The 21,180-nt window shown below is 70.4% G+C and carries 21 protein-coding genes and 1 pseudogene; 8 read left to right on the forward strand and 14 right to left on the reverse strand.

Annotated elements, in window-relative coordinates; translation table 11 throughout:
* Positions 1–279: 279 nt before the first annotated feature.
* On the forward strand, positions 280–1,158 hold the full coding sequence (locus ID554_RS15785; RefSeq protein ID WP_117229895.1) for a helix-turn-helix domain-containing protein: 879 nt from the start codon (positions 280–282) through the stop codon (positions 1,156–1,158).
* Here the strand turns inward: ID554_RS15785 and ID554_RS15790 are convergent.
* Positions 1,155–1,523, reverse strand: coding sequence for a hypothetical protein (locus ID554_RS15790; RefSeq protein WP_117229894.1), 369 nt, complete (start codon positions 1,521–1,523; stop codon positions 1,155–1,157). The genes ID554_RS15785 and ID554_RS15790 overlap by 4 nt on opposite strands.
* A 680-nt stretch (positions 1,524–2,203) precedes the next feature.
* Here ID554_RS15790 and ID554_RS15795 point away from each other — a divergent pair.
* A complete protein-coding gene (locus tag ID554_RS15795) occupies positions 2,204–2,401 on the forward strand; it encodes a hypothetical protein (RefSeq protein ID WP_117229893.1) in 198 nt (65 codons plus the stop codon).
* 91 nt (positions 2,402–2,492) lie between these two features.
* Here ID554_RS15795 and ID554_RS15800 read toward each other — a convergent pair whose 3' ends face one another.
* Together ID554_RS15800 and ID554_RS15805 are read right to left on the reverse strand one after the other, a co-directional pair.
* The gene (locus ID554_RS15800) at positions 2,493–3,308 is read right to left on the reverse strand and encodes an IS701 family transposase (RefSeq protein WP_223884673.1); all 816 of its coding nucleotides are present in this window, start codon (positions 3,306–3,308) and stop codon (positions 2,493–2,495) included.
* Between the two features lie 76 nt (positions 3,309–3,384).
* A complete protein-coding gene (locus tag ID554_RS15805) occupies positions 3,385–4,176 on the reverse strand; it encodes an NYN domain-containing protein (protein ID WP_117229892.1) in 792 nt (263 codons plus the stop codon).
* Positions 4,177–4,545: 369 nt separating this feature from the next.
* Between ID554_RS15805 and ID554_RS15810 the strand changes: the two are divergent.
* A pseudogene (locus ID554_RS15810) lies at positions 4,546–5,233 on the forward strand (IS5 family transposase).
* Positions 5,234–5,251: 18 nt separating this feature from the next.
* Here the strand turns inward: ID554_RS15810 and ID554_RS15815 are convergent.
* Positions 5,252–5,494 (reverse strand): hypothetical protein, encoded by a 243-nt coding sequence (locus ID554_RS15815; RefSeq protein WP_117229891.1) that lies wholly within the window; start codon positions 5,492–5,494, stop codon positions 5,252–5,254.
* A gap of 336 nt (positions 5,495–5,830) precedes the next feature.
* On the opposite strand from ID554_RS15815, the gene ID554_RS15820 reads away from it, so the two are divergent.
* Positions 5,831–8,215: a glycoside hydrolase family 65 protein gene (locus ID554_RS15820; protein WP_117229890.1), complete on the forward strand. Its 2,385-nt coding sequence runs from the start codon at positions 5,831–5,833 to the stop codon at positions 8,213–8,215.
* 72 nt (positions 8,216–8,287) lie between these two features.
* Here the strand turns inward: ID554_RS15820 and ID554_RS15825 are convergent, their stop codons facing one another.
* On the reverse strand, positions 8,288–8,740 hold the full coding sequence (locus ID554_RS15825; RefSeq protein ID WP_117229889.1) for a hypothetical protein: 453 nt from the start codon (positions 8,738–8,740) through the stop codon (positions 8,288–8,290).
* 124 nt (positions 8,741–8,864) lie between these two features.
* Positions 8,865–9,563, reverse strand: coding sequence for a DUF4386 domain-containing protein (locus ID554_RS15830; RefSeq protein WP_117229888.1), 699 nt, complete (start codon positions 9,561–9,563; stop codon positions 8,865–8,867).
* A gap of 112 nt (positions 9,564–9,675) precedes the next feature.
* Between ID554_RS15830 and ID554_RS15835 the strand changes: the two genes are divergently transcribed.
* The gene (locus ID554_RS15835) at positions 9,676–10,365 is read left to right on the forward strand and encodes a TetR/AcrR family transcriptional regulator C-terminal domain-containing protein (protein ID WP_117229887.1); all 690 of its coding nucleotides are present in this window, start codon (positions 9,676–9,678) and stop codon (positions 10,363–10,365) included.
* Between the two features lie 28 nt (positions 10,366–10,393).
* On the opposite strand, the gene ID554_RS15840 is transcribed toward ID554_RS15835, so the two are convergent.
* Positions 10,394–11,152, reverse strand: coding sequence for a hypothetical protein (locus tag ID554_RS15840; RefSeq protein WP_117229886.1), 759 nt, complete (start codon positions 11,150–11,152; stop codon positions 10,394–10,396).
* A 501-nt stretch (positions 11,153–11,653) separates the two neighbouring features.
* On the opposite strand from ID554_RS15840, the gene ID554_RS15845 reads away from it, so the two are divergent.
* Together ID554_RS15845 and ID554_RS15850 are read left to right on the forward strand one after the other, a co-directional pair.
* Positions 11,654–12,730 (forward strand): sensor histidine kinase, encoded by a 1,077-nt coding sequence (locus ID554_RS15845; RefSeq protein ID WP_117229885.1) that lies wholly within the window; start codon positions 11,654–11,656, stop codon positions 12,728–12,730.
* Positions 12,727–13,401 (forward strand): response regulator, encoded by a 675-nt coding sequence (locus tag ID554_RS15850; RefSeq protein WP_117229884.1) that lies wholly within the window; start codon positions 12,727–12,729, stop codon positions 13,399–13,401. The genes ID554_RS15845 and ID554_RS15850 overlap by 4 nt, the downstream gene beginning before the upstream one ends.
* Before the next feature lies 1 nt (position 13,402).
* On the opposite strand, the gene ID554_RS15855 is transcribed toward ID554_RS15850, so the two are convergent.
* A complete protein-coding gene (locus ID554_RS15855) occupies positions 13,403–14,314 on the reverse strand; it encodes a UbiA family prenyltransferase (protein ID WP_117229883.1) in 912 nt (303 codons plus the stop codon).
* 230 nt (positions 14,315–14,544) lie between these two features.
* On the opposite strand from ID554_RS15855, the gene ID554_RS15860 reads away from it, so the two are divergent.
* Entirely contained in the window at positions 14,545–15,210 is a 666-nt protein-coding gene (locus ID554_RS15860; RefSeq protein WP_117229882.1) for a helix-turn-helix transcriptional regulator, read from the forward strand.
* Here ID554_RS15860 and ID554_RS15865 read toward each other — a convergent pair.
* The 6 genes from ID554_RS15865 to ID554_RS15890 are packed head-to-tail and all read right to left on the reverse strand — an operon-like array spanning position 15,142 to position 21,179.
* Entirely contained in the window at positions 15,142–15,921 is a 780-nt protein-coding gene (locus ID554_RS15865) for a 4'-phosphopantetheinyl transferase family protein (protein WP_147333532.1), read from the reverse strand. The two genes, ID554_RS15860 and ID554_RS15865, sit on opposite strands and share 69 nt — an antisense overlap.
* Positions 15,921–17,276: a condensation domain-containing protein gene (locus tag ID554_RS15870; protein ID WP_117229880.1), complete on the reverse strand. Its 1,356-nt coding sequence runs from the start codon at positions 17,274–17,276 to the stop codon at positions 15,921–15,923. Before ID554_RS15870 ends, ID554_RS15865 begins: the two co-directional genes overlap by 1 nt.
* Positions 17,264–18,622 carry an MATE family efflux transporter gene (locus ID554_RS15875; RefSeq protein ID WP_117229879.1) on the reverse strand — a complete coding sequence of 453 codons (1,359 nt, stop codon included), beginning with the start codon at positions 18,620–18,622 and terminating at the stop codon, positions 17,264–17,266. Before ID554_RS15875 ends, ID554_RS15870 begins: the two co-directional genes overlap by 13 nt.
* A complete protein-coding gene (locus tag ID554_RS15880) occupies positions 18,615–19,766 on the reverse strand; it encodes an acyl-CoA dehydrogenase family protein (protein ID WP_117229878.1) in 1,152 nt (383 codons plus the stop codon). Before ID554_RS15880 ends, ID554_RS15875 begins: the two co-directional genes overlap by 8 nt.
* Entirely contained in the window at positions 19,744–20,313 is a 570-nt protein-coding gene (locus tag ID554_RS31720; RefSeq protein WP_223884100.1) for an acyl-CoA dehydrogenase family protein, read from the reverse strand. The genes ID554_RS15880 and ID554_RS31720 overlap by 23 nt, the downstream gene beginning before the upstream one ends.
* The gene (locus tag ID554_RS15890) at positions 20,307–21,179 is read right to left on the reverse strand and encodes a hypothetical protein (RefSeq protein ID WP_158573798.1); all 873 of its coding nucleotides are present in this window, start codon (positions 21,177–21,179) and stop codon (positions 20,307–20,309) included. Before ID554_RS15890 ends, ID554_RS31720 begins: the two co-directional genes overlap by 7 nt.
* Position 21,180 lies beyond the last annotated feature (1 nt).

Genomic DNA, 21,180 nt, shown 5'->3' on the forward strand with positions numbered 1-21,180 from the left:
GGTGTGAACGCAGACCGGTGGTGGATCGGCGGCGGGCTACCGAACCCACCCATAGCCTTCACGTACCGTCTTCGGCGACGTTGCGCTCTGTGAGCAGGCTAGCAGGGGGGTGACCACTTCGGCCATGAATGTCTCGCCCATTCACCCGATTCAGCGTCCACCCCTGCGGCCTGATAGCTTTATGCCCCCGGCATCGAGCTGGCGGGTCCATGCGAGTTGCCCTATGCGGGTTTGCGTATTCAATTTGCCTTCTGCAGATGCCGATCGTGGGGCGTGGATATGACGACGAACGGGCCGGGGCCGACCACGATTCGCCGCCGCATCCGCCTCCTGCTGCGTCAACTACGGGCCGACCGTGGACACTCGCAGGAGGACGTGTGCCGGGTGATGGCCTGGTCGCAGTCCAAAATGGCCAGGATCGAACGCGGCACCACCAACATTCCCGTTCGGGATCTTCGCGACCTGCTCGAATTCTACGAGATCGACGATGCCGACGAGGTGAGGCGCCTGCTGGATCTGGCGAAGCTCGCACGCCGACCTCACTGGGCGGGCGCGTACCGCGATTCGGTGCCAGCTCCTTACATGGATTTCCTCGGCTATGAGGACGATGCGCTCCGTATCAGTCAATACCATCCGTTCGTGATTCCAGGGCTGCTGCAGACCGAGCAGTACGCCCGTCTACTCGTGGCCGTGGGCCCGCGGCGTCGCGACGGCGACGATGAGGCAGAGGCTCGCGTGCGGTTGCGCCTGGCCCGACAACGTCGCGTCTTCGCCCAACCGCCGCGGCCCGGCCGGGTGCGGATCGTGCTCGACGAGCGGGCGCTCACCGTCGTGGAGAGCGACCAGGTCAAGCTTGACCAGATCGAGATGATCCTGTCGCGGCTGCCCGACATCGATTTCGCGCTACTTAGACGCGACACCGCCACTGACTCCGTCCTCGTCGGCCCCTTCTCCCTGCACGAGTTCGGATCCGAGGCCGATCCGGATGTCGTCTACGTCGCCAGCCAGCCCGAGGACGTGGCGCTCATCGAGGACCCCGAGGTCGTCGCAGGCTACAAACGCGCCTTCGACGACCTCTACCACCAGGCCGCGTCCGGCGACGAGGCACGACACATCCTCGACACCATCGCCACGTCACTGCGCGGTACATCGGCCTAACCCTCCCGGGGGCCGCGTGGCCCCGGCACGTCCACCCGGCCTCCCCGACCACAGGACCCGCCGCGACGCCCTCGTGCCTCCGCAGTCGTCGGTGCCCGCACCCGCGTCATGGACTCCGCACGCCGCTCTGCCTGCCACTCCACCAACCCGGCCAGCACGCCCACCAGGACGGCCAGCCTCAGATCATCGATAAGAGTGCCGACCAGCACCGCCACCGCCACCACCGGACCCGACGACCCCCGGATCTCCAGCAGCGGCCCCAGCAACCCATCCCCCGTTCCACCTCTGGCCATCACCGTCACCTGCGCCGCTGATGTCCCGTCCGCCGCCGACTGGCGGCTGCCCACCCTGCCTGAACGCACCATGCGTGCGCTCCTCCTCTACGATCCCGGCCTAGCATCGTGCAGAACGCACTTGCTGAACAGATACGCCAGACCGCATCAACCGACCTGACTTATGCACTCTAGGTCTCCCGGAGTGCGGTAGCGACACCGACACGCTCACCGCCACTCGGCGCGTCGCCCGCGCGGTCCACCACCCTGCCCCCAGACACCGGGCGGGATCTCCACGCCGCAACGGCACCACCCCGCCGCCCACCGCCGCTGGCACACCCCGCCACACCAAACCCGACCAGGCCCTTCTGCCAGCCCATACCTGACCTCAACAGACACCGCCATTCCCTCCCGGCGAATCACTCGGTCGGTACAGCCCAGCCACATCGGACGGCAGAGCACCGAGCCTGGTTCCTCCGGCAACCGCCCTACTGCTGTCGCGAACCGGACAATCGGTAAGAGACGGCGAGTGCGCACCCACTCGCCGGAGGGCCACGAGCTTGAAAGCAGGTCGGGGTCAGCGCCCTCTTTTATGGCTACGGCTACGGCGAGGGTGTCGGTGGAGCAGTTTCGGCCTAGGCCACCGACAGAGCCGGTCTCGGGACGGTCGGCCAGTCGCGGAGACCCGCACCGGACGTCAGGTGCGGGTCCTGTGGGGGCGGCGGACTCGGTAACACCTGGGTCTTGGCGACGTCGAGCCGTATCGTCGGAGGATGGACGTGCTGCTGCGCGGCGGGCCAGGTGACGGGCAGGTGATGCGCGGAAGCGGGGAGACCGTGGTGTGGCGTGCATGCCTGCACCAGATCACCCTCGAGCGCGGCCACCGGGGTGGCCGGGACCTTCGGGTCTATCGGCATCGCGGGGATTGCTGCGAGGCGTACGGGCGGGGCGGCGAGGATCGCTGCGAGTGAGCCGCCGCTGCCGGCCGCTCCGCCGAACGGCCCACGCCGGGCGCCGGCTCGTGGGTGCTCGGATGCCAGCGACCCCAGATGGACTCCCTCTTTAGTTGCTGGATTCCCGCCGCGAGCGACTGCCACCCCCGAGGGCTTGGCGGGCGTAGTGGCTGTTTCTCGCTGTGGCCTGGTGTCGACGTCGGAAGATGGACCAGGCGATGAGGTTCGCGGTGCGGCGTGCGGGTTCGATGATCAGGGCGTGGAAGAGCCGGCGGAGTTCGTTGGCGGTGATCGCGGTCATGCCCTCTGCGGTGGTGGTGCTGACGGTGGTTGCGGCGGCCAGGAACGCGTGAGCGGCGATGACCAGGGTGGTCCAGCGGTGCCAGGCCCGCCAGCGACGGTGTTGATGCTGGTCGAGGCCGAGACCGGTCTTCGCCGATTGGAACGATTCCTCGATCCGCCATCGAGATCCGGCGACCGACACCAGTTGAGGCAACGGGACGAGTCGCGGTGACCAGCAGCGATAGAACGCCAGTTCATCGGCGGTCCGGTTGCGGCGGATCAGCAGCCAGTGGTGTCCGGCGTGCTGGTCGACGGCCAGGGGCAGGGTGATGAACGCCCAGTCGTAGTAGCGGTGGCCTTTGGCGCCGTCGCCTGCCGAGAGCCGCTGCCATGCCTGTTTCGGCAGGTCGGCTGCGATCTGGTCGGCTCGTTGGACGCCGATGCCGGTCGGGACGTGATGCGAGCAGGCGACCGCGAGGACGTAACCCAGATGGTGGCCGCGTAATGCGGCGGCCAGGTTTGGGTCACCGCCATAGGCTTCGTCGCCGGCGACCCACCGGCATGGCAGTCCACCGGTGACCGCGGCTTCGATCAGACGGCGTGCCAGTTGCGGCTTGGTGGCGAAGGTGACCCTGTCGGGGATCCCGGGCGCTGTTCAGGGTCCGGAAGAGTTGCCGGCTGATGTAGCGCTTGAGGCAGCTGCCCCTCGCCAGGGCGGGCTATGGGTTGGTGGGTCGTTTGGGTGTGCTGTGGGTATGGAGGCGGATGTAGACGATGGCGGGCTTGCCGCCGCCGGGGATGCGGCGGTCGACTTCGTACCCGCCCGTGGCCTCGACGAGGTCGGTCAGCTTGGGGTATCCGTAGGTGCGGGAGTCGAAGTCGGGGCGGCGTTTCGTGAGGATGTGGCCGACGGCAGCGAGGTGTGCCCAGCCGTCGTCGCCGGAGGCGGCGTCGACGGCGGCGCGGAGCAGGGCCATAAGGGCGGTGTCGGTCGTGAGTGGGGCAACGGGTGGAGATGTTCGGGGCTTGATCACGGCGGCCGCGACCGGTGTGGCCGGTTGGTCATAGGTGAGGTTCTCGGTGTAGACGAACTTGTCGCAGGCGGCGACAAAGGATTGGGGTGTCTTACGTTCCCCGAAGCCGTAGACGGTGAGCCCGGACTCGCGGATGCGGGAGGCCAGGCGAGTGAAGTCGCTGTCGCTGGAGACGATGCAGAAGCCGTCGAAACGGCCGGTGTAGAGAAGGTCCATCGCGTCGATGATCAGAGCGGCGTCGGTGGCGTTCTTACCGCTGGTGTAGGCGAACTGCTGAAACGGTTGGATTGACTGGGCGAGAAGGTGCTCCTTCCAGCTGCGCAGGCCGGTGCCGGTCCAGTCACCGTAGGCCCGCTTCACATGCGCGGTGCCGTACTTGGCGACCTCGGCCAACAGCGGCACGATCAACGCCGGCTGGGCGTTATCGGCGTCGATGAGGACCGCTAGCCGGCTGCTGTTCTGTTCGATGGCGTCCATCGCGTCCCTCCCGCATGTAGCCCTGTCCGCTGGGTCGTCATCAGGTGTGCGGCAAGATGTGGTTCCGGTAGCGCTCACCGTATCGCCATACGCGAGCGCGTCGCCCCGAGTCGCTGGTCGCCGACGGTCGGACAGGAACGTCTGACTGGAACGTGCCCAATCCTGAGCCCGACGACCGGATCCGACAGGGCATCGCCGGCCTCTCTGGGTGGCAGCAATGGACCCGCCTGCCACGACTCGGGCCGCTATGGGCAGCTGTGTCGGCTGCGGGACGCGCGCCCCGGGGCTTGGGTTGTCTGCCCGGAGCGGTGGTGGTTAGGGCGTGTCCTGCCGATCTTGTGGTGGTTGATCGTTGACGATGTGCCGGTGGTGCGTCGTGGTGAACTGACCGATGAGGCGTGGGCGGTGATCGCGTCGCTGCTGCCGGAGCTTGGCGGGTCGCGGGGGCGGTGGCGGGATCACCGCCAGGTCATTGACGGGATTCTGTGGAAACTGCGTACGGGTGCGCCGTGGCGTGATCTACCGGAACGCTTCGCACCGTGGCAAGTCCGGGGACGCCTGGTACGCAAGATGGCGAGGCCATCGGCCGATCCCGCGGCGGGCTGAGCACGAAGATCCACCTCGCCGTCGACGGACGTGGACGGCCGCTGTCGATCCTGCTCACCCCCGGCCAAGCCGGCGACAACCCGCAGTTGTTGGCGCTGCTGGACGCGATCCGCGTCAACGAGCCCGGCCCCGGTCGCCCCCGCAAGCGCCCCGATGTGCTGATCGCCGACAAAGGCTACGCGCACGACACCACCAGACGTGCGCTACGGCAATGGGGGATCCGGCACGTCATCCCGCAACGCTCGGACCAGGTCGCCCGCCGGTGCCGCCAAAGGCAGCACCGGCGGGCGACCACCGGCCTTCGACAAGGCGACCTACCGCAAGCGCAACGTCGTGGAACGCTGCTTCAACCGCCTCAAGCAGTGGCGTGACCTGGCCCACCCGATACGCCAAACGCGCATCCCTCTACCGAGCAAGCCTCGTCCTCATCGCCGCCGTCATCTGGCTCTGATGACACCGATGACTCGCCTCAAGCAGCGACCTGGGCAGAGCTGACGAACCAGGAACCCGACTCGACACCAATGGGCTCATCAACCCAAGGCTGCACGATGACGGCGAGCTGCGCTGTCATGGGCCACACGTCCACGACCCACCCGTCGGGCGTCACCTCGACATGCGCGCGCAGCGGCTCGGTGACCTCTGACGGCAGGTCCCACGAGCGTACGAGGAAATCATCCACGCCGAACTTCTCAACCGTGTTGACCACAACCACGGCGAGACTCTAGCCAAGACGATGGCGGTGCCGACGGTGCAACTACCCGATCACCTTGCCGTCAGCTGATCGGCCCGTGGGTGCTCCGTGGGTGCTCGGACGCCAGCGGTCCCAGATGGATTTCCTCTTTAGATGCTGCATTCCTGCCACGAGCGGCTGCCGATCCGACAACTACAGTGAGTAACGACCGCGCTGACCTGCTGATACTGAAGCGCCTCTGTCCGGATTTGCGGACGAGATTCCGGACGGAAGCGCCTTGCGGGCAGCAGTCAGGGGCAGGACCGTCCGCAGTGGATTGACGGTCCGCAGGTACGTCGTCGCAACCCAGGAGGCGCTGTGCAAGGCACCCCCGACCGGCCGTCGTCGGCGCCGGACGACCGGTGGCGGATCCTTCGTACCCAGGACGACCTGGACCGGCTCGGCGAGACCGAATCGATCTTCGCGCTCAGCAACGGCTGGGTGGGGTGGCGCGGGACCCTCGACGAGGGCGACCCCTGCGACATGCCGGGCAGCTACCTCAACGGGTTCCACGAGCGGCGGGCGCTCAACTACCCCGAGGACGGGTACGCCTTCCCGCAGCTCAGCGACACCGTGATCAGCGCGCCGAACGCCACCCTCGTCCGGCTCTGGGTCGGCGGGGAACCGCTGGACATCCGCATCGGAACGCTCCGCACCCACGAGCAGGTGCTCGACCTGCGGGCCGGGGTGGTGGAACGGGTCACCGAGTGGATCTCGCCGGCCGGGCAGGGGGTGCGGGTACGCAGCACCCGACTGGTGTCGCTGCCGCGTCGCCGGGTGGCCGCGCTGGACTGGACGGTGGAACCCCTGGACGACGCGGTCGATCTGCGGATCTGCGCGGACCTGCTGGCCAACGAGCGGGTCCCGCAACGCGCCGACGACCCCCGGGCCGCGTCGATCGTCCACGATCCGCTGATCGCCGAGCGGCACCACGTCGACGGCGCCGACGGGGTGCTGGTGCACCGCACCGAGCACAGTGACCAGCGGGTCGCCGTCGCCGTGGCGCACCGGCCGTCGGCCCCCGACCAGATCGCCATCAGCACCGACGCCACCCCGGACCGGATCCGGCTCACCCTTGCCGGGACGGTTGCGCCCGGCGAGCGGGCACGCCTGACCAAGTACGTGGCGTACGAGTGGGTACCGGTCGACGGCACCGCCGCCGTGGACCTCGCCGACCAGGTGACGGCCGAGGCGGACGCCGCCCGCGAGACAGGCTTCACCACCCTGCTCGCCGAACAACGGGCGGCCCTCGACACCGCCTGGCGGACCGCCGACGTGGTGCTCGAAGGCGACGAGGAACTGCAACTGGCGATCCGGTTCGCCATGTTCCACCTGATCCAGGCGGGCCGGCCGGACGGCGCGTCGAGCATCCCGGCCAAGGGGCTGACCGGCAACGGGTACGACGGGCACGTGCTCTGGGACACCGAGCAGTACGTGTTGCCGGTGCTGACGTACGTCGCCCCCGGGGTGGCCCGCTCGGCCCTGCGCTGGCGGTACGCGCACCTGCCCCAGGCGCGGGAACGCGCGGCGGAGCTGCGGCTGACCGGCGCCACCTTCCCGTGGCGGACCATCGGCGGCCAGGAGTGCTCCGGCTACTGGCCGGCGGGCACCGCCGGGCTGCATGTCAACGCCGACATCGCCGACGCGGTGCTGCGCTACGCCGGTGCCACCGGCGACGAGAAGTTCCGGGCCGGGGCCGGGCTGGAGCTGCTGGTGGCCGGTGCCCGGCTCTGGCGTGGCTTCGGGCACTTTACCGACGACGGCGGCTTCCACATCTTCGGCGTCACCGGCCCGGACGAGTACGCCGCACTCGTCGACGACAACGCGTTCACCAACCTGATGGCCCGGCGGAACCTGCGCGGTGCGGCGGACGCCGCCGAGCGGTACCCGGAGGCGGCCGGTCGGTTGGGTGTGGACCCGGCCGAGGTGGCCGGCTGGCGGGCGGCGGCCGACGCGATGGTGCTGCCGTACGACGCCAAGCGCGGGGTGCACCAGCAGGCGGCCGGCTTCACCAGCCAACCGGAGTGGGACTTCGCCGGCACCGGTGACGACGACTACCCGCTGCTGCTGCACTTCCCCTACCTGGAGCTGTACCGCCGTCAGGTGGTCAAGCAGGCCGACCTGGTGCTGGCCATGCTGCGCTGCCCCGGCGAGTTCACCGCCGAGGAGAAGGCGGCGAACTTCGCCTACTACGAGGCGCGTACGGTCCGGGACTCGTCGCTGTCCGCCGCGCCGCAGGCGGTGCTCGCCGCCGAACTGGGTCACCTCGACCTGGCGTACGACATGTTCGCCGAGTCGGTGTTGCAGGACCTGTTGGACCTCGGTGACAAGACGGGCGACGGGCTGCACCTGGCCTCGCTGGGCGGCTCGTGGCTGGCGCTGGTGCAGGGCTTCGGCGGGATGCGCGACGACCGTGAGCTGCTCTCGTTCGATCCTCGGCTGCCCGACCGGATCGAGCGGCTGGCGTTCAGCCTGTGCTGGCGCGGGCACCGGCTGCTGGTCACGCTCACCACCGAGGAGGCCCGCTACGAGCTGCCCGACGCTCCCGCCGACACCGCCGTCGACCTGTGGCACCACGGCGAGCAGGTGCGGGTGGTCGCCGGGACCCCGGTACGCCGGCCGATGCCGCAGGTGCCCGACTTCGGCGCCGAGCCGACCGCCCCTCCCGGCCGCCGCCCCACCCACCGCGCCGCCGCTGTGTAAGGAAGCTGTGTAAGGAAGGGTCCCCTACTAACGCCTGGTGTATAGGAAGGGTCCCTTCCTTGCCTCCGGGGTCTAGTTGCCGGTCATGCGTTGCTGTATCGCGGTCAGCTCCTCGAAGGCGTACGCCCAGTTGTGGCACTTGAAGCTGCGGAGTCCGTCGATCGGCGAGCGGCAGTCGGAGCAGCGTACGCCGGGGATGGCGGCGGGCAGCCCGGTGTTGACGTACCGGCGGTCCCCAAGGATCACGGTGGCGATCATCGCCGGGTCGTGCACACCCTTCAGCGTCGAGGCGACGATGTCGTACCAGGTGATCCGGCGACCGCACTTGGGGCAGTCCGGCTGGTCACCGCTGACCCAGAGCGGTGCGCCGATGGTGCGCGGCGGCATACCGAGCAGCTTCTCGATCCGTCGGACGTCGGCCTCCGGGGTGGTCCAGCGGTGCCGGCCGGGCAGCGACGCGGGTGAATCGTAGACGGCCTGGAACAGCGTGGGGTCCACCTCCACGGTCTCGCGTTCACTGGTCATCGGCGTCCCTTCCGGTCGTTGGCGCCCCCACCGTGGTGGCCGGCGGGCGGCGGGCACATACCGGATCAACGACACGGCGGCCCGGCCGGCCCGCGCGTCACCGCCGGCCGGGCGTCCGCGTTCCTCAGGCGGCCTTCGTGGCTGCGGCTCGCGCCGGCTCGGTCAGCGCCGACCGCCGTACGCCCCGGACGATCAGGTAACCGAGGATCCAGAACTCGCCCACGGTCGCCGGGACGACGAGCAGGTCGGCGAGGATTCCGGCACCGGGGACGAGGTACGCGACAAACGCGTTGAGCAGGTAACCGGCACCGCCGACGACGAGGATCCAGCCGAGGGCACGGGGCAGCCAGCCCGAGCGGAGCACGCACCAGCCCATCGGGATCAGCCAGAGGCCGAAGAAGATCCCGCCGACCGTCCAGAGGTGACCACTGACCAGGTACAGCAGTTGCACGGTGCTGGCGGCGTCGCCGAACGGGTCGGTCGCCACCTCGACTGCGGTCGCGAGCAGCGCGGCGCTGCCCAGGATCGCGACGGCGTTGACCATGCCGAAGACGGCGATGCTGCCGGCGGCGGTGGCGTCGACGGCACGGAACAGACGGTAGAACCATACGGCGGTGAACGTCTGGGCGAGGACCACGAGCAGTTCGAGGGCGATCCCGACGCGGGCGAGGGACTCGTTGCCGACCAGGTGGGCCAGGGTCGCGTCGGCGTCGCCGGCGGCGAAGACCTGTGGCCGGACGGTCAGGAAGCCCAGTGCGCCGGCAATGGCGAGGCTGAGGTAGAACAACCCGGTCGCGCGGGCGGTGCGGATCAGGGGGTGCATGGGGAGACTCCTTCGAGATGCGCGTCGCCGCGGCCGGTGTCGGGTCGGGTAAGCAGCGCCTTACGACGTAAGGCAATCATACGATGTAAGGTAAAGGGAAGATGGGGGTCGGATGGGAGCGAGAAGACCTCGGGAGCCGCTGAGTCGTGAGCGTGCCCTCGCGGCGGCGATCGCGCTGGTGGACGCGGAGGGGCTGGCCGCGCTGACGATGCGTCGCCTGGCCGCCGGGCTCGGCGTCGAGGCGATGTCGCTCTACTACCACCTGCCCGGCAAGGAGGGACTGCTCGACGGCCTGGCGGAAGCGGTCATCGCCGAGATCGAGGCCGCTGCGGAGGCCGCCGACGCGACGGTGGCCGGCGACGACTGGCGCACCCGTCTGCGACAGCGCTTCCTCGCCGCCCGCGCGGTGATGCTGCGCCACCCGTGGGCGCCCGGTCTGCTCGGTTCCCGCCCGACCGTGCCCGCCGGGGTGTACGCCTACTACGACCAGATCATCGCCACGCTGCGCGAGGGCGGTTTCTCCTACCGAATCGCGCACCGCGCCCTGCACGCGTTCGGCAGTCTCGCGCTCGGCTTCGCCCAGGAGGTGTTCCGGCCGGCTGCGGCCGGCGGGACGACCGACGTCGACGTCGCCGAAGCGGAGTTGGCCGCGATGGCCGAGAAGCTGCCCCACCTGACGGCGATGATGGCCGCTGAGGCGCACGACGCGGATGACCCCACGCTCGGGTGGTGCGACAGTCAGGTCGAGTTCGAGTTCACCCTCGACCTGCTCTTCGACGGCCTCGAACGCGCCCGGGGGTGACGCCGCCCGGGTGTGGTGCCGGGAGCGGTCAGAGCGGTAGCAGGCCCTCGGCCAGGGCCCGCTTCACCTGCCACTCGCCTTCCGAGCCGGTCGGCCAGGGGAAGCCGCCACTGCCGAAGACCTGGTTCAGGTAGGCGACGAACGAGGTCGTCGTCTCGCCGACGAACAGCCCGTCCACGCATCCGTCGGGCAGGACGAAGCCGTACGGCCCGCCGCCGCTGGTGTTCTCCTTGTGCAGCCGGTCCGGCGCCACCGGGAGCACGAACACCCCGGGTTCCTCGTCGGCTTCCTGCTCCTCCTGCCAGGCGCTCCACTCCTCGTCGTGGTGATCGCGGATGGACGACCCGCCGGGGTGGCGGGATCCCTCCAGCTCGATCACCAGCGGGTCGGCCGATGCCGAGGTGGCCCACTCCGGATGCGTGCCGATCAGCCACACGTCACCCACCAGCCGGACCCAGGAGCACATCGTCATCGGCACCGCGCCGAACCGGTCCCGGAGCCAGTCCGCGTGCGCGTCGGCCTGCGCGGTCGGCGGGACGTACGGTCGCTGCACCGGCGTCTGCTCGTCGTCGTTCTCGTGGAACCGGTAGCCCGCGACGGTCAGCCGCTCCACCACGGCCTCGACGTTCTGCCGGGCCCGGAGCGCCATCTCGTCGCAGACCGACTGTGCTTCCTCGGCCAGCTCGGGACGGTGTCGGATCGTGCTGCCCCACTGGTGCAGCTCGTGCCAGACCTGCTCCCGTTGACCCCTGCGGTAGCGGCTGAGCCACTGCGGCGACGAGTTCATGGCGGCAGCATGGCGTACGCCCCCGACAGTCCGTCGACTCGGCGCGCCGCTCGGCGAAGCCGCACGTCCACAGGGGACGAAAGTTGGCCGTCGCCGGGTTCGTCGGGTGCCCCCAATCCCCCTTTCGGCCAATGATTGTTCGCCGTTCGACGTGGAGTGGTCCACGATTCAGGCGATCACTTCTCGGGTCGCACACATCGGTTTCCGAATATCTGCCGATCGGTCGGGGTAAAACGGTTTTATCGTCGTCCGGGTGGGCGCTTCGAGAATCGGCGGTTCTGCCTGGTGTCGGCGGCGATCTGCCGTGTGGGGACGGTCGCTCAGCGCGCCCCGGCAGGGGCGGCAGACGCGCACCTTGCTTGCTGTGACCCATGTCTCCTGTTAGAGTGAACGCCTCGGGAGCGCTCCCACGAAACGATCCCGTAAACGGATCCACGCACGGTGACACGGTGTAGGAATTTTTGTGAGCCTTAACAGTGGAATCGAATACAGGGACAGCGCGTGGGTTATCAGACAAATAAGCACGTCGGCCTGGCCGAAGAGATCTTCCGTGAACATCACCGGCGCCTGGAGTCCGCCTCGATCGCGCTGACCCGGAACGCGCCGGTGCTCGGTCAGTTGCAGCGCAACGTTCACGCGATCGTCGCCGACGTGGCGGAGCAGTTCGACCTGCCGGTGTCGAACGCCGACCCGCCCGCCGATATCGACGAGGTCGTCAACCACACGCTGCTGCCCACCGAGATCGGCGTGGACCGGGCGCTGCGAAACATCCATCCGATCGAGTCGTTGCGGGCCGCCGCGCTGCTCTTCGAGGTCGCGTTGCCGATCATTCTGCGCCGATACGTCATCACCGACCCGGCCCGGGTCGCGGCCGTCAGCCTCGCCCTGCACGACGCCATCTCCCGGCGGGTGTCGCTCTCCTCGCTGGCGTACGTGAACTACCTGATCGAGAAGTTGCAGGCGTCGCGCCGCGAGGAGCGTCGCCGGATCGCACGCGACCTGCACGACCGGCTCGGCCACTCGATCGGCCTCGCCCTGCAGAACCTCGACCTGTCCCGCCACTACGGCACGCAGGACCGCCTGCGGTCCGACGCCAAGGTCGGCGCGGCGATGCACGAGATGAGGGAGGCGTTGCAGACCGTGCAGGAGTTGACCGCGGAACTGCGCCGCTCGTTCGGTGCGGACGGCATCGAGCCGGCCCTGCGGGGGTATCTCGCGTCCAGCGTGCCGGCCACCATCCGCACCGGACTGACCGTCACCGGTGACGTCAAGGTCATGCCCCGCGAGGTCGGTGAGGAGCTGTACCTGATCCTGCGCGAGGCCGCCCGCAACGCGGTACGGCACGGCGAGGCCACCGAGCTGCGCATCACGATCGTCGCCTCGGAGGACGCGATCAACGCCGAGGTGATCGACGACGGTCGTGGCTTCGACCTGATCGACGCGCAGACCGCCGGTTTCGGGCTCCGGTCCATGGCCGAGCGCGCCGACCTGCTCAACGGCCGGTTCACCATCACCTCCGCACCCGGCAGCGGCACCGTTGTCGCGGTCGAGGTGCCGCTCTACGGTCCGGAAGGATGAACACGTCGGGCACCATCCGCGTGGTGGTGGTGGACGACCACAACCTGTTCCGCGAGGGCCTCAAGGAGGTGCTCGGCACCGACCGGGACATCCAGATCGTCGGTGAGGGCGGCAGCGGCCCGGAGGCGGTCGAGCTGGTCGTCGCCCACGAGCCGGACGTGCTGCTGCTCGACGTCGAGATGCCCGGGGCGGGCGTGACGGAGACCATCCGGCAGGTGCTGCACCAGTGCCGCGACGTGCAGATCATCGTGCTCACCATGCACGACGACGCCGAGCTGGTCCGTGAGGTGCTCGAGGCCGGCGCCAGCGCGTACATGCTGAAGACGATCCTGCGGGACGAGTTGCTGGCGGCGGTCCGGTCGGTGCGCCGCCCGTCGGCGAACATCCTGCTGGCGGTCTCGCGGGGCACGGTCGAGCAACTGGACCGCCGGCCGCCCGGCTCGGGCGGGCCGGGCACGGCGCTGACCCAGCGGGAGCGGGAGGTCCTGGTCCTCGCCGCGGGCGCGCTGAGCAACCAGCAGATCGCTTCCCGGCTGCACATCGCCGAGGCCACTGTGAAACGGCACCTGACCAACGCGTACGCCAAGCTCAACGCCGTTTCCCGGGTGGACGCGATCCGTAAGGCCGTCGCCCGCCGGATCATCTCCGACGGGCAGCGGCTCTCCCGCTGACTCAGATCGCCAGACACTGGGTGATCACCGTGAGGTGCACCGCGTACTGGGTGACCATGAAGGCCCGGTAGGGGCGGCGTCGGCGGCTGCGGTCGCCGTGGCTGATCCGGGTCAGCACGCAGACGCTCAGCACCACCGCACCGGCCAACAGTAGTCCGGCCGGCGGTAGCAGGGTCGGTTCGGTGGCGGCGACCGTGGCCAGTCCTGCCGCCACGAGCAGCGCGCCGGTGGCGAGCAGGCAGCGTGCGAGGCGTTCGGGCAGCACGATCGGCAGAGTGTGCCGGCCGGCCAGCCGGTCGCCGGCCACGTCCGGCAGGTCCTTGGTCATCCCCACCAGGCCCATCCAGAGCGACAGCGCGACGGCCACCGCGACCGCCCGTGAGTCCGGTACACCGCCGCCGGCGGCGTACCACCCGGCCAGGTAGGTGACGAGGCCGCCGGCCACCACCACGGCGACGAAGCCGGGCAGGTTGGCCTTCTGCGGCCGGGGCGCCGCCGAGTAGAGCCAGCCGAGTGCCAGCATGGCCGCCACCAGCACGGCGAAGCCGGGGGAGACGAGCACTCCGAGGGTCATCGCGAGCAGGCTGAGGGCGGTTGCCGCGCCACCGGCCGAGGCGGCGGACAGCGCGCCGGTGGCGAGCGGCCGGGCGGACCCGTTGTGCCGGTCCTCGGTGCGGTCGCAGAGGCCGTTGAGCAGATACACCTGCCAGGTGGCGCAGAGCCAGGCCAGCGCACCGACTGTCAGGTCCCGTACTTCGGGCGGGTGCAACGGCGGGGCGGCCAGCATCGCCCCGGTCAGAAAGCGGAGCTGGAAGACGGCCTGCACCACCGGACGGCTCTCCGAGAACGAGAGGCCGACGACGCGGGACAGGGAACCGCCCGACAGTGGACCCGCAATCGACTGAATGGACATCGGCACCCCTCGAATAGCGACACGGAATTGATGCATCTATCCTCGGTGGGGTAGGTGGCGATTCGGCTCCGACAACCACGGGATATCCGTCTGCTACTTTCGTCGTACACCGTCCTCCACCTTCGCCTGGTTAAAGCACCACCTCCGTATCTACCACTACTGTGGCCAATGCCGGCTGTTTATGGTGACCCTGCGATGCTGTTTCGATCGAGCGGAAGCGAGACGGGGGAATGGCACAGAAGATGATCTGGCCGGTGATGTCCGCCGGGTACCGGCCGGCACTGCCTGCTGACGAACTGACGATCGCCGTGGTGGTCGACAACGAGGTGACCTGGCGCGGTGTGGCGGCGGTCGTCCAGCAGGTGCCGAAGGTGCGGTGGACAGCCGGACCGGACGGTGCGGACGTGGTCATCGCCTCGCCCCGGGCCCTGAGCCACGCCGACAGGCTGGGGCGACACGACGACGGGCGGCAGCACAAGCTCCTCGTGCTGCTCGACGAGCCGGACCAGGTGGACATCGTGCGGTGGCTGACCCCGGACGGCTACCTGCTGGCTGCGGACCTGACGCCGGAGTCCCTGCACCGGACCCTGGCGCAGGTGGCCGACGGCCAGTTGGTGGTGCCCGCGGAGCTGAGCCGGCACCTGCTCAAGCTGGCCACCGGCCCGACGCGGCGGGAACGTGGCCGGGCTCCGGTGCTCACCGCCCGGGAGCGGGAGACACTGGCGCTGCTCGCCGAGGGGCTGAGTAACCGGCAGATCGGCCGTCGACTCGGTGTCTCGGAACACGGTGCCAAGCGCCTGGTGGGCAGCATCATGACCAAACTGGACTCACCGAACCGCACGCTCGCCGTGGCGATCGCCCTGCGGGAACGACTCATCCAGGCCGAACCGGCGTAGACCCGGCCAGGTGCGCATCACCACCCGGTAGTCGGCGGTCCCGGTCAACGCGACCGCGGCCAGGTGCCGGTCGCCGAGCGTGAGATCCCGCACCACCCACGGGCCGGGCAGGCCGGTCCCACCCCGGCAGCGCAGGCCGCGACCGTACGGGTGCGATCCGGCGACCCGTACCGGCAACCCCTGCACCAGCCGTCCACCGCTGGCCTTCACGCAGGCCTCCTTGCGGGTCCAGTAGCGGAGGTACCACCAGTCCCGGGCCGGCCCGCGCGCGCGGCCGACCCGGGACGCCTCGTCCGGTGGGTAGAACCGCGTCGCCAACCGGCCCACCGGTGACGGCGTGTCGTCCGGGTCGGGGCGGGCGAGGCGTTCCACGTCGACCCCGACCTCCCGGCCGGTGGTGACCGCCAGCAGGGCCAGGTCGGCGGAGTGGGTCAGGTTGACCTTCGTCTCCGGCCGCCCGAGCAGCGCCGGCTTCCCGTGCCGACCTCGATGCCAGACCACCTCCTCCGGCGGTACGCCGAGGTAGCCGCCGAGGATCAGCCGACTGGTGGCGTGCGCGTGGACGTAGCGGCGGCGCAGCCGAGCGTCGCCGAGCCGGTCGGCCCGGCGACGCTCGTGCGGGTCCAGCAGGTGTTCCGGATCCGGATCATCGGGGAGTCGGCGGCTCAGCGGCATCCGCCAGACGTGGACGACGCCGTCGAGACGCCGCATCACGGTGCTCCGGTGGCCGCCAGGACCCGTTCCTGCGCCGTCACCGTCACCAGCAACTCCTCGATCTCCCGCAGGATCTCGGCGGCGTCGTCGCGGCCGAGCCGGGTGGTGTCGGCCCGTACGGTCAGCTCCAGCCGGTCCGGCCCGTCCTCGATCACCTTGAGGAAGAAGGTCAGCTCGTCCACCTCGTACCCGGGACCGAAGGTGAGTTGGCTGGTCGCCCGCGCGGTACGCAGCCGCTCGGCGGTCACCTCCTCGATCCGGCCGGTGTCCGGCCCTGCCTGACGCAGGTCGTTGAAGTAGCAGGACGGGTCGGCCGTCGCGGCCAGCGTGCCGCGCAGCGCGCTGATCTTCTGCCGGTCGCTGATCCCGCTGCGGTACGCCTTCATCGCCGTACCCCAGCAACCCTTGACCAGCACGGCGAAGTCCTCGGCGGAGACGTCGATCGTGGCCGGTACGTCCTGCACCAGGTTGCCGACGTAGCCCCGCAGCTCCGGCCGGTGCCGGTTGCCGGCGATCAGGATCATCGGCACCCGGTCGTGGCCGGTACGCTGACCGAGGACCTTTGCGGTGGCCGTGAGCAGCACGACCGAGCTGCCGGTGGCGTACCGGGTGGCGAGGGCGTCCAGGGCCAGCTTGACCGCGCTGGAGTTGAGCATGGCGACGGCGTACCGGGGCTCGTCCGGCTCGCGGGGCGCGAAGATCGCCGACGGGGCGGTCACCAGTTGCTCCCGCCAGTAGGCCAACGACCGTTCCTGGACCCGCCGGCCGGGCTCGCTCCGCTCGAACTCGGCCAGCTCGACCGGCTGCATTCCGGGCGGAGGCAGCTCCTCGCCGGCCAGCAGCCGGGCCAGTTCGGCCCCGAGCACGCGGGTGCCGAGGTAGTCGGTGGCCGCGTGGGACACGCAGGTGATCACCACGCGGGGTGCGCCGTCCAGCACGCCGACGGCGGGCCGGATCGGCCACTCGGTCGTGTGGTCGAACCGGTGCCCCCGGACCCGCGCCTCCAGGTCGTCCACGAGCGCCCGTGGGTCGGGGTCCTCGGCGGTGGCCTCGCAGATCTCCACCGGCAGCTCACCGGCGGCCATCACCTGCTGCATCAGGTTCCCGTTTCGGTCCCGATGGAAGAGGGTGCGCAGCGCCTCGTGCCGGCGGGCCAGGGCGCCCAGCGCGGCTAGCACGCCCGGCAGGTCCACTCCCTCGGGCACCGGCGTGAAGACCGTCGAGTTGTAGAAGGAGGTGTCCGGCATCTGCCGGTCGATGTCCACCCAGATGCTGCGCTGCCCCAGGGTGGTGGGGGTGAGTACGTCCCGCCCGCCGTCGACGCGTACCGCCTGCCGGGTCATTCGCGCCATGCCGCCGCCTCCCTTGCTTCCTGGTCGTGCTCGGTGGTCTCCGGGGTTGCGGTGCCCGCCCTCCGACGGACGAAGAGGACGGTGGCGAAGACGGCGGCGATGCCGAACAGGTTGGCGATCGCGATCGTCCAGTACAGCGGCTCGGGCGCACCGGCGGACCGGGCCAGGTAGCCGCCGACCGCCACGATGCCGCCGAAGTAGACGACGTTCAGGACGATCGCGAGTGGTCCGCCGCCGACCTGCTCCAGCACCGTGAGCGCGGCGAGGACCAGGCCCATCAGCACGAAGGTGGGTGCGACGATGCCGAGGTAGCGGGACGCCTCGGCGGCCACCGCCGGGTCGGCCGCGGTCACCCTGGCCAGCCAGTCCCGACCGGTCCACACCAGCAGGGCGCAGACCACGTAGAACCCGGCGGTCACCTGGAGACCGGCGCGTAGCACGCCGGGCATCCGGTGGCTCTCCCCGACCCCCCGGTACTGGTTGGCGACGATCGCGGTGGCCGCGCCGATCGCCACACCGGCGACGATCACCACGCTCTGCACCACGTACGCCACCGCGAAGCCGGACACCACGGTCGCGCCGAAGGCGCTCACCACCCAGGTCAGCGCGAAGTTGCTGGCGAAGATCGCCACGTACGACGCGAAGACCGGCAGGCCCACGCCGGCCAGCAGGCCGAGCAGGTCGGGTCGCCAGGCCAGTGACGTGCCGGGCTGCCAGACGCCGGTACGCCACAGCAGGTAGCCACCGAGTGCGCTGCCGACCACGCCGGACGCGGCGATGGCGATCGGCACCGACCACAGACCCAGGCCCAGCCCGCCGGGCAGGCCGAGCGCGGCCACGCCGACGACCTCCACGGCGGCGGCGGCGAGCAGCACCGCCGCTCCCTCCCGGGGGCGTCCCGCACCCCGCAGGGTGGCGCCGCAGAGCACCGACCCGAGCCCGAGCAACGCGGCCAGGCAGACCCACCGGACGAACCACACGAAGTCGCTCTGCGCCCCCGCGTCGACCCCGAACAACTGGCCCATCCCGGGCGCGGCCAGGCCGAGCAGCAGCAGCACCACGACCGACGCCACGGCGCCGATCCGGGCGAATCCGGCCAGCGCCCGGATCCGGCTCTCGGCATCGTCGCCGCTGAGCGCCGACGCGACCTGGTTCGGTACGGCGAGCCCGGCGTGCAGGGCGATGATCACGAACATGATCGGGGTGAACAACGAGCGGATGTAGAGCGAGTCGTCGCCCATCCGGCTCATCAGGGCGACCACCACGAGCGGGACCAGGACGCCCACCAGGTCGCCGAGGACCATCGGCGAGGCCTGGCGCAGCACCTGGCGGCGGTACTCAGTCATCGTCGAACCTGCCCTTGGTCAGTGCGTGACACACGGTGAGTCGCTGCACGTTGCGTGTGCCCTCCATGAACTCGACCCCCCGTGCGTCGCGGGCCAGCTTGTCCAGCCAGGGATGCTCGAAGCGGGAGCCCGGGCCGAGGATCCGCAACGCCTGCTGGGTGGCCTCCTCGGCGAGCTGGGCGGCCTGCGCCTTGGCGGCCGAGGCGTAGTAGCCGTTGCGGGCATCCCGGTCCACCTCGTGGGCGGCGCGCAGGATCAGTTGGCGTGTGGTGTGTACGCGATGACCCAGCCGGTCCAGCTCGTCCCGACCTCGCTTCGATTGCGATCGAGCATACTCGATGGCCGCTCGTGCGATCCCCAACGCGATGGCGGCCACCCCGGGGCGCAACAGGTTGAACGTCCGCAGTGCGCTCCACATGCCGCGTGCCGAGGCCGGCAGGTGGGCGCCGAGGATCCGGCCGGGTGCCACCGGCACGCCGTCGAGGCGGATCGCGCTGATCTGCGCGCCGCGCAGGCCGACGGTATCCAGCGCCTGGGCGTGGTAGCCGGGAGCCGAGGTCTCGACCAGCACCGCGACCACCCCGAGCGGCCCCGAGCCGGTACGTGCGAAGACCGTGCCCACCTCGGCGCGGGTCGCGTTGCCGACGTACCGCTTCTCGCCGTGCAGGGTCGCCGACCCGTCCGGCGCCTTACTCAGCCGGGTACTCAGCGACATCGCGTCCGAGCCTCGCGCCGGCTCGGTCAGCGCGAAGAACGTCCAGGTGGGACGGGACCGCACCCGCCCGAAGTACCACTCCTGCTGGGTCTCGTCGCCGAGCATCCCGACCAGGACGCCGGAGAGCGAGGCACCCGGTGACGCGAGGAACATCCCGGCGTCGCCGAAGGCGATCTCCTCGGCGGCGACCACCCGCTCCACGGCGCTACTCCCGTAGTACGTGTACCTGCCGATCCGCATCGGGTCCGGTTGCAGGTGCGCGGGGATCATCGTCTTGCCGACGTAGTTCACTGCGGGCAGGTCGAGGTGCCGGTAGACGGTGTCCGGGTCGCGTTCCAGGTCGAAGGCGTACGGCCGAAGCTCCGTGGCCCACTCCCGGGCGTGCTCGCGCAGCACGCGCAGCCGGTCATCCGGCTCGATGATCGCCATGGTCAACTCCGTCGAGGTACGCGTCGGCCAGTAGTTCGGACAGGTGCGCGATCCCGCCCGGCCCGTCGGTCAGGAAGCCGCCGGCACCGAGCAGCCGCAACGACGCACGGTCGGCGTCGGTGAGCTGCCGGTGCAGGTGCTCGGCGAGGGACGGGTCCAGGTCGTGCTCCAGCGCGTCGAGGACCGCGGCGACGCCCTGCTGCTCGGTGACGATCTCGGCGAGACTGCCCTGGACCAGTTGCTGCTGGATCAGCGGCACACCGCCGGTGGTCCGGCCGGTCAGGTACTCCCGGGCCTGGTCGAGCAGCCACTGCGAGACGCCGAGCCGCATCCAGGTCAGGCCGAGCACCCACCCGGCGGGCCGGTTGTCCGTCCCACCGGAGAGGTGCTGCCGCTCGGGCGGGCACAGCCCGTGTCCGCGCGGCCCGTGCACCGTCTCCGGTGCGCCGGTCGCGGTCGCCAGCGCCGTCCAGCCCGCCACCAGTCCGCCCCGGCGGGCGACCGTCCGGCAGTCGGCCAGCGCGACCACCGCCTGCGCGGTCACCACGTCGGGTCCCAGGCGAGCACGTTGAGGTAGCGCAGCACCGGGTCGTACTCGGCCAACACGGTCCGGCCGGTCAGGTTTCGGGCGGTGGTCCAGATACCGGTGCAGAGCGCGCCCGGTGCGACCCGGTGCACCCGTTCGGCCCGCAGCGCGACCTCGGCGGTGACCGGCACGTCGTACCCGGCCACCAGCTCGAACGGTCGGCCGTCGTGGGCCGAGATCTCGTCCAGGACGTCGGCCAGCAGCGCCGCTGCCGCCGCCGGGTCGACCTCGGTGCGCTGACCGAGCAGCACGCCGGCATCGCCGGGCGCGGTCGGCCGGAAGGCGTACGCGACGGCGATGTCCTCGGCCGGCACCCGCTCGGCCGCGTCCACCTCCCACGGGAGGTTGCGCTGGTCGAGGACGACCACCGCGGTACGCGCGTCGGCTGGGGCGTCGTGCAGGTGGTCGGCGGCCAGCCGCAGCGCGGTGAACGGCGCGGTGACACCCTGGTCGCTGACGCAGAACACGGTCGGCCGTCCGGGCGCCGCCTCGACCAGGTAGCACCCGGCCGAGGCCCGGGAGTCGATGTCCGGGGTGGCGAACGCGAGGACGATCCGGCGCAGCGCGTCCACGCCCGAGGTCAACTCGGCCACCACCGCCGACGCCATCGTCGTGTACGAGGTGACCTGGGCCCTGGCGAGGAACTCCGGATCGTAGGAGCGGCCGTAGGCGCCCACCATGTCGGCGAGGTAGCGGTCCAGGCCGTCGTCCTCGATCGGCCCGTTGCCGCGGAAGGTGCGGACGGCGGACGCCGCCGGCCGGACCGGCAGCACCCGCAGGAGGCCGGTCCGGTCGGCGGCGAGCCGTGGTGCGACTGTGGTGAACACG

The sequence above is a fragment of the Micromonospora craniellae genome, from assembly GCF_014764405.1.
Classification (GTDB): Bacteria; Actinomycetota; Actinomycetes; order Mycobacteriales; family Micromonosporaceae; genus Micromonospora; species Micromonospora craniellae.